Annotated in this window: 12 protein-coding genes; 7 read left to right on the top strand and 5 right to left on the bottom strand. The window is 65.3% G+C overall.

What is annotated here, in order from left to right:
- Positions 1 to 128 precede the first annotated feature (128 nt).
- Positions 129 to 563, bottom strand: coding sequence for a hypothetical protein (locus tag GWG65_RS03830; RefSeq protein ID WP_275194048.1), 435 nt, complete (start codon positions 561 to 563; stop codon positions 129 to 131).
- 79 nt (positions 564 to 642) lie between these two features.
- On the opposite strand from GWG65_RS03830, the gene GWG65_RS03835 reads away from it, so the two are divergent.
- Positions 643 to 1230, top strand: a complete 588-nt coding sequence (locus GWG65_RS03835; RefSeq protein ID WP_275194280.1) for a hypothetical protein — start codon at positions 643 to 645, stop codon at positions 1228 to 1230.
- Positions 1231 to 1238: 8 nt separating this feature from the next.
- On the opposite strand, the gene GWG65_RS03840 is transcribed toward GWG65_RS03835, so the two are convergent.
- Positions 1239 to 2582 carry a PLP-dependent aminotransferase family protein gene (locus GWG65_RS03840; protein WP_275194049.1) on the bottom strand — a complete coding sequence of 448 codons (1344 nt, stop codon included), beginning with the start codon at positions 2580 to 2582 and terminating at the stop codon, positions 1239 to 1241.
- Positions 2583 to 2769: 187 nt separating this feature from the next.
- Here GWG65_RS03840 and GWG65_RS03845 point away from each other — a divergent pair, with 187 nt between their 5' ends.
- The gene (locus tag GWG65_RS03845) at positions 2770 to 3006 is read left to right on the top strand and encodes a DUF1127 domain-containing protein (protein ID WP_148743837.1); all 237 of its coding nucleotides are present in this window, start codon (positions 2770 to 2772) and stop codon (positions 3004 to 3006) included.
- 296 nt (positions 3007 to 3302) lie between these two features.
- Here the strand turns inward: GWG65_RS03845 and GWG65_RS03850 are convergent, their stop codons facing one another.
- The 3 genes from GWG65_RS03850 to GWG65_RS03860 all read right to left on the bottom strand — a co-directional run bounded on the left by GWG65_RS03850 (position 3303) and on the right by GWG65_RS03860 (position 4897).
- Entirely contained in the window at positions 3303 to 3764 is a 462-nt protein-coding gene (locus tag GWG65_RS03850) for a hypothetical protein (protein ID WP_275194050.1), read from the bottom strand.
- Between the two features lie 15 nt (positions 3765 to 3779).
- Positions 3780 to 4205, bottom strand: coding sequence for a universal stress protein (locus tag GWG65_RS03855; protein WP_275194051.1), 426 nt, complete (start codon positions 4203 to 4205; stop codon positions 3780 to 3782).
- A gap of 155 nt (positions 4206 to 4360) precedes the next feature.
- Complete coding sequence (locus GWG65_RS03860) at positions 4361 to 4897, bottom strand: histidine phosphatase family protein (RefSeq protein WP_275194052.1); 537 nt, start codon at positions 4895 to 4897, stop codon at positions 4361 to 4363.
- A gap of 106 nt (positions 4898 to 5003) precedes the next feature.
- Here GWG65_RS03860 and GWG65_RS03865 point away from each other — a divergent pair, with 106 nt between their 5' ends.
- From GWG65_RS03865 to GWG65_RS03885, 5 genes are all read left to right on the top strand, one after another.
- Positions 5004 to 6458 (top strand): FAD-binding oxidoreductase, encoded by a 1455-nt coding sequence (locus GWG65_RS03865; protein ID WP_275194053.1) that lies wholly within the window; start codon positions 5004 to 5006, stop codon positions 6456 to 6458.
- 101 nt (positions 6459 to 6559) lie between these two features.
- Positions 6560 to 7072 carry a peptide-methionine (R)-S-oxide reductase MsrB gene (msrB, locus tag GWG65_RS03870; RefSeq protein WP_275194054.1) on the top strand — a complete coding sequence of 171 codons (513 nt, stop codon included), beginning with the start codon at positions 6560 to 6562 and terminating at the stop codon, positions 7070 to 7072.
- 177 nt (positions 7073 to 7249) lie between these two features.
- Positions 7250 to 9511, top strand: a complete 2262-nt coding sequence (locus GWG65_RS03875) for a flagellar hook-basal body complex protein (protein ID WP_275194055.1) — start codon at positions 7250 to 7252, stop codon at positions 9509 to 9511.
- 35 nt (positions 9512 to 9546) lie between these two features.
- Positions 9547 to 11430 carry a flagellar hook-associated protein FlgK gene (flgK, locus tag GWG65_RS03880; RefSeq protein WP_275194056.1) on the top strand — a complete coding sequence of 628 codons (1884 nt, stop codon included), beginning with the start codon at positions 9547 to 9549 and terminating at the stop codon, positions 11428 to 11430.
- Between the two features lie 20 nt (positions 11431 to 11450).
- Positions 11451 to 13325, top strand: a complete 1875-nt coding sequence (locus GWG65_RS03885; RefSeq protein ID WP_275194057.1) for a flagellar protein — start codon at positions 11451 to 11453, stop codon at positions 13323 to 13325.
- The last annotated feature ends 11 nt before the right edge of the window (positions 13326 to 13336 follow it).

Here is a 13336-nt window from a genome sequence, read left to right on the forward strand (position 1 = left end):
TCACTCGCCATTTCGGCAGTGGTCCTGCTGCTGGCCGCCGCCGCGATCGGCTCGGCGCACAGGCGCGAGGACGAACAATGTGAGCAAACGGTGGAGGCGACGCGCCTTCCGCCTAAGCTGTCCGGGACTTACGCGCGGCGCAGCGCGAAATGCGCGCCGCAGAACGCCATCACCGCGCCGAGACAGAGTGCGGCAAGGCCCGCCAGCACGCCGGACACGGTGGGGATCGGGCTCGGCGCCGAGGCCGCTTGCCCTGCGCCCGCGAGCAGAAGCACCCCGACCGCGATCAGGAATTGCCGCATCCTTTGCGGGATCTGGCCGGAGACGGCGCTCTGCATCAGTGTCGCCGTGAAATAGCCGCCCGAGAAGCCGACGGTTGCGATCAGCCACCAGGCGATCGCCGCGCCCGCCGGCATGAACTCATGGGTGTCGGAGCGCCAGAGGCCGCCGAGGTCGAGTCCGTAGCGTGCGCCGAGCATGTGCACCGCGAGCGCGAGCAACACGCCGGAGATCACGGCGGCGCCGAGAATCAGCCGGCGCGGAAAAAAGATCGTCTCAGCCATGCCCCGCTTGTAGGATGGGCAAGGGCGATCGCGCAAGCGGATCGCTGACGGGATTGCGCGGACGGGATCGATCGTGAAGATGCAGCTTTCCGAGGCGCGGCCCGCTTCAGCCACGAGCTACGCCTACAAGGCGTCGCTGATCGGCTCGGCGCATCGCTTCGAGCTGACCGATGAAGGCCTGTCCTGGCAGATCGGCGGCCGTTCGGGCGTCTGGCGCTATGACGAGATCAGCGCGATCCGGCTGTCGTTCCGCCCGGTGTCGATGCAGCAGCACCGCTTTCGCGCCGATGTGCGCCACGCCGATGGCGGCCGCATCGCGATTCTGTCGACGAGCTGGCAGACCGCCGCACTGATGGCGCCGCAGGACAACGGTTTTCGCGATTTCATCCTGGAGCTGCATGCGCGAATGGCGACGGCGGGCAGCCGGGCCGAGTTGACCGCGGGCCTCGGCCGCAAGACCTATGCGGCGGTGCTGGCATTCCTGGCGGCCCTGGCGGCCGCGATGACGGGACTGTTGATCCGCGCGCTGATCATCGGCGAATTCGCGGGCGCGCTGTTCATCGTTGGATTTGCCGCGCTGTTTGCCTGGCAGGTCGGCGGCTTCGTGCTGCGCAATCAGCCGCAGGGCTACGACTTCGATCGCGTGCCTCGGTCCTTGCTGCCGTAGAGGAATCGCTACTCCGTCGAGTCGAAATCCTCCTCCTTGGTGCCGAGCAGCGACACGATGGTGCGCAGGCCGGAATCGAGCTGCTCGGGGGAGGGTGGGGCGAGCGCGAGCCGCACTGCATTCGGCGCGTGGCCATGCGCGATCGCGAAGGTCGAGGACGGCGTCAGCGCAATGCCGCGCCGGGCTGCGGCCGCGACAAAAGTCTGCGAGCGCCAATGCGGTGGCAGCGTCAGCCAGAGATGATAGGAGCGGGGATCGGCGCCGATCTGGTAGCCGGCGAGCAGCCTTGCTGCGGTCTGCTGGCGACGGGCGGCGTCGATCCGCTTCAGCCGCGTCAGCTCGGCAACAGTGCCGTCGGCCATCAGGCGCTGTCCGGCCGCGAGCGCATGGCCGGAGGCGATCCAGCCGCCGGTCCGCACTGAACTCATCACGCTTTCGCGCAAGCGCGGCGGCGCGACCAGGATGCCGAGCGCAAGGCCCGGCGCGACCTTCTTGGACAGGCTGTCGATCACGATGCAGCGGTCCGGTCCGAGTGCCGCAAGCGGCGTGTCGTCGGCAAGGAAGCCGTAAACGGTATCCTCGATGATGGTGAGGTCGAGTTTTTCGGCGACACGCATGATGTCGGCGCGCCGTGTCGGACTCATGGTGACGCCGAGCGGATTCTGGATGATGGGCTGGAGATACAGCGCCGACAGATGTGCCTCGCGATGCGCCTTCTGGATCGCGTCGGGCCGCGCGCCGTGCTCGTCCATCGGAATCGGGACCAGCGTCACACCTAACCGCGCCGCGATGCTCTTGACGTAGGGATATGTCAGCGCCTCGACGCCGCAGCGGCCGCCGGTGGGAACGAGGGCTGCGATAGCGGCCGCCAGCGATTGCTTGCCGTTGGCGGTGAAGACAATCTGCTCGGCCTGCGGCGTGAAGTCCTTGCGCGCGAGATAGGCGGCGGCTGCATTGCGCGCGCTCTTGGTGCCGGTGCTGGTCGAGACGCGCAGCGCGGATTCGAGCGCATCGACGCGCTCCAGTCCCGCAAGGCTCTTGGCGATCATGGCCCATTGCTGCGGCAAAAGCGGGTAATTGACCTCGAGGTCGATGCGCGCATCGCGAGGCTCGCTCATCGTCTCGACTTCGCGCCTGACGTCGCCGGAGATGAAGGTGCCGCGGCCGACCTCGCCGACGGCAAGCCCGCGGCGCAAGAGCTCGGTATAAACCCGGCTCGCGGTTGAGACCGCGATGCCGCGGTCATAGGCAAAATTGCGCTGCGGCGGCAGCCGGTCGCCGGGTCTTAACGTGCCGTTAGAGATATCGGCGGCAATGGCATCGGCAAGCTTCACGTACTCGAACTTGGACATTATTGCACCGAGAGCAATGTTTTCCTTGTACCGAGCATTGTACTGGAGCATTTAGGTTCCATCAAGTTCCGCGATTGAGCCGAGGTGAGCGAGAGCAATCCGAAGGCAAATGAGGTGCAGGCGCTTCCCGCGTTTGCGCCAACGGCATCTGCTTCGCCGCGCGGGACGTTTAGGCCGGAGAAGGAAAATGACCACGATCTCGCAGACCGCCGGGCGGAGTTTACGCCCCTCCTCATCGGGCGGATTTTTCCGCACGCTCGCCAACGGCGCCTATGCGCTGTTCGAGCGCCTGGAGCACCGCTCCGCCGTCAAGACGCTGAACGAGCTCGACGACCGCGCTTTGCGCGACATCGGGATCACGCGCAGCCAGATCGAGGACGCCGTCTACGGGCAGGTCAAAGCCGAGCTGACGCGGTATCTCTGATCGTCCTTTCGCTACGTCCGGCGGAGCCGGGCGTAGCGAAATACGTGTCTCCACATCGTCATTGCGAGCGCAGCGAAGCAATCCAGAATCCCTCCATGGCGCCAGTCTGGATTGCTTCGTCGCATCAGCGCAAAATTGCTACGCAATTTTGTCGCGAGCTCCTCGCAATGACCAAGTGTGGGGTAACGCAAGGTCTTGCAGCCCGGATGGAGCGCAGCGTAATCCGGGGTCATCGCCAGCGGACACAGCGGCCCCGGATTGCGCTGCGCTCCATCCAGGCTACGAGCGCAGATGGATCAGGCGAAGGCGGCCTGGTCCCACGCTCCGCCAAGAGCTCGATCGTCTTCAGAGCGGTCGGGCTTGCGGTGAGGCCTTGTCGCGGCGCCGCGTTGGCGCCGATGCCGTACATCCAGGCGCGGCAAGTGCGCAGCGACGTTGCCCGTGAACGTCGCGATGCGCGTGGCGGCCTGTTTGACGACGAACAGAATCGTGGTGACGCGGCTCAGCACGCCGAGCAGGAACAGCGCCGAGAAGATGTCGATATAGGCGAGGAGATCGCCGACCAGCATCAGCTCCGGCGGAATCGGGATCCTGTGATAGTAGGCAAGGACGAGGATAGCGATGGGAATGAAGGCGATGACCTTCCGCACCGTCAGTCTGTCCAGCAACGCCGCCAATTGTACGACGAGCACCTCCCACAGTGCATCGCCGAACGCGAGCGGGACTTCATAGGTCCATCTCCGCCACCATTGCTTCAAGATATTGCTCCGAGCTCAGTGCCTGACCACCAGCACCGAGCACTTGGCATAGCGCACGACATGCCCGGCGTTGGAGCCGAGGAAATAGGTGCGCATCGCCGGCCGGTGCGAGGTCATCACGATCAGGTCGGCCTTGACGTGCGCCGCCTCCTCCAGGATCTCGTGATAGATGCCGCCCTGGCGCACCACGCTCGAGATGCGCGTGGCGTCGATGCCGGATTCGCGTGCAACGATCGCGAGCGCTTCCTCCGACGTCTGGCGCTGCTGCTCGTCAAAATCGGCCGGGACGTATTCGGCGAGCATCACCGGCGTCATCGGCAGCACGTTGAGCAGGCGCACCGTGCCGCTCCAGGTCTGCGACAGCGTTGCCGCGGTTGCGATCGCCGGCTTTGCCAGCTCCGTGTCGGCGAGGTCGATGGGCACGAGGATGGACTTGAACATCTGCGCCTCCAAATCTTCCAGTCAGCGATCTTGCGGTCAGCGAGTCTTGCAGTGAGCGAGTCTTTGCAGTGGGCGAGTCTTGCGGTCAGCGATCTTGCGGTCAGCAGGTCTTGCGATCAAGTGACACCGACTGGTCGAGACGGCGCCCGCGCGTCTCATCCCAGTCGAAGCAGCTTGGGGCTGACGAACAGCACCAGTTTGCCGCGGCGGTAGGCCACGTCACCCCAATCCTTGACGTCAAAGTCGAAGATCGCAAGCCCCGCCGTGGGCAGATTGTGGGCGAGCGCCTTGGCGCCGGCCGGATCGCCGCTGCCGATCAGCATCAGCGCGACCTCGTGCATGCCGGGGTTATGGCCAACCAGCATCAGCCGCCTGGGATTTGCCGGGATGGTTGCAGTGCGAACAGTCTCCAGGATCTGCGCCGGATCGGCGCCATAGAGTTCGGGCAGGATCTCGACCTGCGGCGCGGCGACGCGGTCCTGCATCGCCTCCCAGGCGATGTCCCAAGTCTGCCGGGCCCGGACGGCATGAGACACCAGCACGGCATCGGGGAAGGGCGGATGGGCGGCGATCCAGTCGCCGATCTCTGCGGCATCCTTGTGACCGCGGTCGTCGAGCCGGCGATCCCGGTCACGGCCGCTTGACGCGTCAGTCTCGGTCTTGGCGTGACGCAGCAGCATCAAACGGCGCATGGCATTCTCGAATCGTTACACGTCCAGGATAATCTAAAAGGATAATCTACAGGCGCCGGTTGAGGACAAGGTGGCAAGCGCCCGCATAGTCCTTTAAGAAAACGACATGAGCGAGACTTTCACAAGCGTGTCCCAGGAAGAAGCCGGCTTGCGCGAGCGCGTCCGGCTGTCGTTTGACCTCGATGCCGACATCTGCGTCATCGGGGCAGGGCTTGCCGGGCTCTCCATCGCGCTCGAGGCGGCCAGGCTCGGGGCCAGCGTCGCGGTGCTCGAGGGCCGCCATATCGGCTGGAACGCCTCCGGCAACCAGCTCGGCACCGTGATGCCGGGCTTTGCGCTGCCGCTCACCGAGCTGATGGAGCGCATCGGCTTCGAGGACGCACGCGAATTGTGGACGCTGTCGAAGGAGGGGGCCGAGTTCGTCCGCGCCAACGCCACAGAAGCGAACATGCCGGGCATCGGCCCGAGCGACGGTGTGCTGGAGGTCTCCAACGTCGATGGCGGTGACCGGCTGATCAGCCGATTGCAGATGCTCACCGAGGATTTCGACACCGAGGTCGAGGGCTGGCAGGCCGATCGTGTCCGCGACGTGCTCAAGACCGATCGCTACTTCCACGGCGTCTACTATCCCAAGGCGTTTCACGTCGACGGCCGCAAATACGTGCATGGCCTCGCGGCGCTGGCCCGGCGGGCGGGGGCGCGCATCTTCGAGGACACTCCGGTCGTCAGCATCGATCATTCCGGCATCCGCAAGCGCATCGTCACGCCTTCGGCGCGTCTGCGCGCCACCCACATCGTGCTTGCCGGCAACATCCATCTCGGTGCGCCGCTGAAGCGGCTGTCGGAGACGCTGCTGCCGGTCTGGCGCTATGCCGGCGTCACCGCGCCGCTCGGCGAGCGCGTGCATGAGATCATCGCCTTCAAGGGATCGGTGATGGATTCCGACGGGGTCGATCATTTCCGCATCATCGATGGCGACCGCCTGATGTGGGAAAGCCCGGAGATGACCTGGGCGGCGCGCCCGCAGCGCTTTGCCGGTGCCGTCAGTCGCAGGATCCGCACCATCTTCCCCGGTCTCGGCAATGTCGAGATCACCGAGACGTTCGGCGGCGCCACTGGCCAGACCGTGCACGGCATGCCGCAGATCGGCCAGTTGCGCAAAGGCCTGTGGGTGGCGAGCGGGTTCGGACGTCAGGGCATGAACACCTCCGCCATGGCCGGGCAGATGATCGCGCGCAGCATCTTGTGGGGCGACGAGCGCTGGCGGCTGTTCTCACCGTTTGAACTGGTATGGGCGGGCGGGGCGACCGGGCGGGTCGCCGGCCAGCTGGTCGGAATCTGGGGCAGGGCGAGCTCCGCCGCCGCCGGCTCGCTCGCCCGCTACCGCGAACGGGCGCGGGTCAAGGACAGGGAGCGCGAGGCGCGGCTGGCCGAGGCCAACCAGGCTGCCGGCACCGGCCCGCGCCGTCCGCAGCCCAACGGCCGGCCGCGACCAGCCGCTCCGGTCCCCCGGCCGGAATCGCCCGCGGCCAAGGCCCCCGAACCGGTTCCCCACGACTAGGGGCTCTCGCAGTAAATTGAGAGAAAAGTCCGCCCGAAAGTGTAACGTCGGCCGTTAGAGCCCGTATCTCAGGCGTGGGACTTCTGCGCACGGAGAATGAGATGTTTGACCGCCGCATTCTGTTGACGACCGTCGCCGGCCTGTTTGGCCTTGCGGCCTTCCGCTGGCTGAGAGCGACCCCGGCCGAGGCTGGCGACAAGGCCGCCGGGAAGTTCGAGATCGAGAAGACCGACGCCGAGTGGCGCGCCCAGCTCACGCCGCAGCAATATGAAATCCTGCGCAAGGAAGGCACCGAGCGGCCCGGCTCGAGCCCGCTCTTGAAGGAGCATCGCAAGGGCGTGTTCGCCTGCGCCGGCTGCGACCTGCCGCTGTTTGCGTCCGACACCAAGTTCGAGAGCGGTACGGGATGGCCAAGTTTCTACCAGCCGATCGAGGGCAATGTCGGCAAGACCGAGGACCGCACGTTCGGCATGCTCCGCACCGAGGTGCATTGCCGCCGCTGCGGCGGCCATCTCGGCCACGTCTTCGACGACGGTCCGAAGCCGACCGGGCTGCGCTACTGCATCGATGGCTTCGCGCTGGTCTTCCACCCGGCGGCGGCGTCCGCAACCTAGAATGATCCCGGCAATTGTTGCCGGCCCGGCAATTGTGCCCCGGTCGCCCGACCGGGGTATCTTTTCTCAAGTCATTGATTTCATGAGAATACCCGCATTGGCATAGCCCTTGCGACTGTCTCCTCCGACTGCGGCCCTGGTCGACCGGCCGCCGAGATCGGATTTGGAGACAAAGTTATGGGTATCTTCGATGCAATGAACACCTCGGTGGGTGGCCTGCAGGCGCAGTCCTACGCGCTTCAGAACATTTCCGGCAACATCGCGAACTCATCCACCACCGGCTACAAGGGCATCGGGACCAGCTTCGTCGACCTCATTCCCGACTCCTCCGTGCCGAGCAAGCAGGTCGCGGGCGGCGTGACGGCCAACGCGAAGGCGACCATCACCACGCAGGGCACGATCTCCGGCTCAACCGTCGCCACCAATATGGCGATCACCGGCGACGGCTTCTTCTCGATCCAGAAGGCGACCGGCATCGTCGACAACTCGCCGGTGTTCAGCGGCGTCACCTACTACACGAGGCGCGGCGACTTCCAACTCAATGCCAACGGCAACCTGGTCAACGGCGCCGGCTACTATTTGATGGGCGTCACGGTCGACCCGAAGACCGGCAATCCGCAGGGCAATGTGGCGACCGTACTGAAATTCCAGAACAACTTCATCCCGGCGCAGGCGACCACCTCGATCCAGTACGCGGCGAACCTGCCGACCCAGCCGAATACGGTAGCGAGCACCACGGCGGCAAGTGGCTCGCTGCTCGCGGCCGGCGGCCTCAATCCATCGGACTTCACCGCCAACCCGCTGCCGGTGGGCACGCCGCCAGCGCCCTATACCAACGCGACGGTGTCCGGCGCAGCCGCCACCGGCAATATCCGCTCGGCCTACTCGTCAACGACCGGGACCGGCACGGTTGCGCTCCAGAACAACTCGTCCGCGGTGGCCTCGACGTCCACCTCCCTCGACAACACCGTGGGCACGCATCTGGCGTCCAGCATCCTCACCGCGCTGAGCGGCCAGACGCTGACCATCAACGGCAACACGATCACCTTCAACGGCGGCACCACGGTCTCGACGGTCGGCAGCAACACCACGATCGGCCTCGGTGCGGGCACAACGGCCACGGTGGCCAGCATCCTGAGCGCGATCCAGACCGCCGGCGGCGCCGGCGTCACGGCATCGCTGTCTGCCAGCGGCAACATCGTGATATCGACCGGCACCGGCGTCGACGTGGCGGTCAACAGCGGCACGGCAGCCACGGCTCTCGGCCTCAGCAGCGTGACGCGCGGCGGCAACGTGCTGTCCTCGCCCGCGATCTCGGGCGCCACGGTGCTGAGCGGAAGTGCGACCGCCGGCGGCGCCGAGGTTCTTTCATCGGGCTTTTCGGCAGGCCCGCCCGCCGACACGATCACCGTCAACGGTCAGACGCTGACCTTCATGGCCTCGGGTGCCTCCGGTCCGAACCAGATCAACATCACCGACAACATCACGACCCTGCTCGGCAAGATCGACGCGCTCTCCGGCGCCTCGGGCTCATCGATCAGCAGCGGCGGCGTGATTACGCTGAACACCGGCACCGTCTCCAACCTGCAGGTGTCCAGCTCCAACAGTGCGGCCTTCGCCGCGCTCGGCTTCACCTCGACCATCACCAAGAATCGTGACGGTGGCGGCACCGCCGGCACCGGCGGCGTGATCGGCAACGACATCGCCACCTTCACCAAGGAATCGATCAGCGGTGGCGCGGTGACCGCCTACAACGCCGCCGGCACGCCGGTGAACCTGCAATTGCGCTGGGCCAAGACCGACAGCGCGTCGCTGGGCGCGGGTCATACCGATAGCTGGAACCTGTTCTATCAGACCGACCCGAATGCGACCGGCACGACGGTCGGCTGGGTCAATACCGGACAGGCCTTCACCTTTGCCAGCGACGGCTCGCTGACTTCGCCGAGCGGCTCCGGCATCACCATCAACAATGTCAGCGTCAGCGGCCAGTCGCTCGGCTCGGTCGCCTTCAACATCTCCTCGGGCGGGCTGACGCAATATGCCAGCACCAGCGGCGCGGTGACCATCAACACCATCACCCAGAATGGTTACGCCGCCGGTCAGCTCCGCTCGGTCGCCGTCAACAACAATGGCCTCGTGGTCGGCACCTTTTCCAACGGCCAGAACCTCGATCTTGCACAGGTATCGTTGTCGCACTTCAACGGCACCAACTACCTGAAGGCGCTCGACGGCGGCGCTTATGCCGCGACCGAACAGTCGGGAAATGCCATCGACGGCGCTTCGGGCACCATCAGCGGTTCGTCGCTGGAAGGGTCCAACACCGACATCGCCGACGAATTCACCAAGCTGATCGTGACCCAGCAGGCCTATTCGGCCAACACCAAGGTGATCACGACGGCGAACTCGATGGTCCAGGATCTCTTGAACGTGTTGCGCTGATCGACGCGTAACGTAACCAAAGGCGGCTAGTCAACATGGGTTTGAGTTCAGCCCTTGCCAGCGCGATGAGCGGTCTGCGTGCCAATCAGGCCGCGCTCTCGATCGTCTCCTCGAACGTCGCCAATTCGCAGACGCCGGGTTACGTCGTCCAGACTCCGAACCAGATCGAGGTCACCACCGGCGACTTTGGCTCGACGGTGATGACGACCGGCGTCAGCCGGGAACTCGACACCTACGTGCTGAACCAGCTGCGCACCGAGACCGGCGGCAGCGGCTACGCCGACCAGATGGCCAACATCCTGAAGCAGCTTCAGAATGTCTATGGCACGCCCGGCAACAGCGGTACGCTCGAAACCGCACTGAACAATTTCACCACGGCTTTACAGGCACTCTCGACCAGCGCCGGCTCTTCGTCGGCGCAGACCGTTGCCGTTGGGGCGGCGCAGGCGCTGGCGCAGCAGCTCAACGTCACCACCAAGGGCATCCAGTCGCTGCGCTCCAATGTCGAGCAGGATCTCGGCAGCTCGGCACAGCAGGCCAATGCGGCGATGCAGCAGGTCGCCGACATCAACACCAAGCTCCAGGGGCTGTCGGCAAACGATCCCTCGGCCGCGACGTTGATGGACCAGCGCGACCTGGCCATCAATACGCTGTCGAAATATGTCGACGTCCGCGTCACCACCGATGGTTCGAACCAGGCCAACATCTACACCACAACCGGTATCCAGCTCGTTGGCGCCGGGCTCGCCTCGCAATTCACCTTTGCGTCCGCCGGCGCGCTGTCGGCGACCTCGCTTTACAACATCGATCCGGCCAAGTCCGGCGTGGGTGCGCTCAACATCAAGTTACCGAACGGCTCGCAGGTCGACGTCGTCGCCAACAACGTAGTGTCTTCGGGCCAGATCGCGGCCGATCTGAAGCTGCGCGACCAGACGCTGGTGCAGGCGCAGAACCAGATCGACCAGCTCGCCGCGACAATGTCGAGCGCACTCTCGGATAAGACGACGGCCGGCAGCGCGGTCTCCGGCCCACCCGCCGGCTTCGACCTTGACCTTGCCGGGGCAGCGCCAGGCAACAGTGTCAACATCACCTACACGGACACGACCACCAACACGCAGCGCCAGATCACGCTTGTCAATGTGACCGATCCCGCGGCGCTGCCGCTCCAGAACGCCACCAACGCCAACCCGATGCAGATCGGGGTGAACTTCTCCGGCGGCATGGGCGCGATCGCCTCGGCGCTCAACACCGCGCTCTCCAGTTCGCATTTGTCGTTCGCCGCCGCCCCGTCGCCGGCCACCGCGACGACGCTGCGCGTCACGGACGACAACAGCGGTCTCGCCAAGATCAATTCGGCGTCGAGCACCAAGACCGTCTCCTCGCTAACCTCCGGTGGTCCGCAGCTGCCGCTGTTCACCGACGGCGGCCAGGCGCTTTATACCGGCGCGAGCACGGCCTCGGGCTCGCAGATGACCGGCCTTGCCGGACGCATCGCTGTGAACACACAGCTGGTCAACGATCCGACCAGGTTGTCAGTCTACAGCACCTCGCCGGTGACACCCGCGGGCGACACCACGCGCTCGGACTATCTCTATTCGCAGCTCACCTCGGCGGTGTTCTCCTATTCGCCGCAGAGCGGTCTCGGCTCGGCGAGCCAGCCCTTCACCGGCAGCGTCTCGAACTATCTCCAGCAGTTCCTGAGCGTCCAGGGCAACGCCGCGACCCAGGCGACCCAGCTCCAGCAGGGCCAGAGCGTAGTGGTCTCGACGCTCCAAGCCAAGTTCAACTCGACCTCCAGCGTCAACCTGGACTCGGAGATGTCGAACCTGATCCAGCTCCAGAATGCCTATGCCGCCAACGCCCACGTGATGTCGGTGGTGCAGAGCATGATGAACACGTTGCTCCAGGCTCAAGTGTAACCAGTACAGGGCTCTGAAACATGTCGATCAGCAGCATCAACTACTCCTCGTCGATTCTCGGCTCGCAGATCCGCAACATCAATCAGCAGCTCACCGACCTGTCGACGCAGCTGTCGACCGGCAAGCTGTCGCAGAATTATTCCGGGATGGGCACCAACGAGGGCTTCGCGATCGCCTCGCGCGCGCAGCTCTCCAACATCGCCGCCTATACGGATACGATCACCAACGTCAACGTCAACATCAACCTCGCCAACACGGCGTTGCAGGCGCTGACGACGATCCGCAGCACGGTGCAGACGGGCGCCGCGAACACCGCGCAGTCCCTCAACGTCAACGGACAGACTGTCGCGCAGAACACCGCTGCGGCCCAGTTCGGCTCGATGGTCGGCGTTCTCAACACGGAGTCGGGCAACCGCTATCTGTTCTCGGGAACCGCCTTCAACACGCAGCCGGTCGCGGATGCCGGGGACATCATCAACGGCACCACCACGCAGGCCGGCTTCAAGACCGTGATGGCGGAGCGCCAGGCCGCCGATCTCGGTGCCAATGGGATGGGACGGCTGGTGCAGACACAGCCGACACCGAGCTCAGTGCAGGTGTCGGAGGACGCCGCCGGCTCGCCGTTCGGGCTCAAGATCGCCGCGGTCTCCTCGACGCTGACGGGTGCGACCGTCACCGGGCCGAGCGGCTCGCCGGTGTCGTTCTCGGTCGATCTCAACGGCACCAATCCGAGCAACGGCGACAAGCTGAGCCTCAAGTTCACGCTGCCGGACGGCACGACCGAGCAGATCGACCTGACCGCATCCACGGCCACGCCGACGCCGGTCGGCAGCTTCGCGATCGATACGACCACCCCTGCCAACACCGCCTCGAACCTCAATACGGCGCTCAACACCGCGATCCAGAAGCTCGCCAACACCTCGCTGGTGGCGGCATCCGCCATCGTCGCCGGCGACAATTTCTTCAACACCGCGAGCTCGGCGATCGGCGCGCCCGTGAACAACCAGGCGGCGACGCCTGCGCCGATCACCGGCGCGACGGCGCTGTCCGGGACGAGCCCCTCGGACTCGATCTCGCCCGGCTTCGTCGCCGGCGACAGCATCACCGTCAACGGCACCACGCTCACCTTCGTCAATTCAGGCGCGACCGGCAACCAGATCAACGTCACCGACAGCATCCAGAGCCTGCTCGGCAAGATCGACCAGATCACGGGGACTTCGAAGCCCTCGACGGTCCATGGCGGCGCGATCACGATCAATACCGACGATGCTGCTAGCCTGAACATCACGAGTTCGAATACGGGAGCGCTCGGTTCGCTCGGATACAGTTCGTCGCCGATCACCGCCACGCAGCCGCCGCTGCGCGTCGGCTCTTCGCCGGCGAGCTCCGCGACCAGCCTGGTGAACGGCTCGGCCAATACCGTGAAATGGTACCAGGGCAATGACGGCCCCGGCTCGCCCCGCTCGACCGCAATGGCGCGGGTCGACGATTCCATCACCGTGCAATATGGCGCGCAGGCCAATGAGGATGCGATCCGCCGGCAGCTGCAGGCGACCGCCGTGTTCGGGACGTTCTCGACCTCGCCGACCGGACAGTATTCGGGCGGACAGGTTGCGGCGCTCAGCCTGCGCACGACCCAGGCGCTGACCCAGCAGCCCGGGCAGCAGCGTATCGAGGACATCCAGACCGACATCGCGATGGCCCAGAACACGATGAAGGATGCGACCACGCGGCAGACCCAGGCCAAGGCCCAACTCCAGACCATCATCGACCAGGCGGAGTCGGCCTCGCCGGACCAGGTGGCGAGCGAGATCCTTTCGCTCCAGAACGCACTCCAGGCGTCCTATCAGACGACCTCGAAGCTCGCGCAGCTCTCGCTCGTCAAATTCCTGTAGGGCTCATTAAG

This window comes from Bradyrhizobium sp. CSA207, from assembly GCF_029051685.1.
Lineage (GTDB): Bacteria > Pseudomonadota > Alphaproteobacteria > Rhizobiales > Xanthobacteraceae > Bradyrhizobium.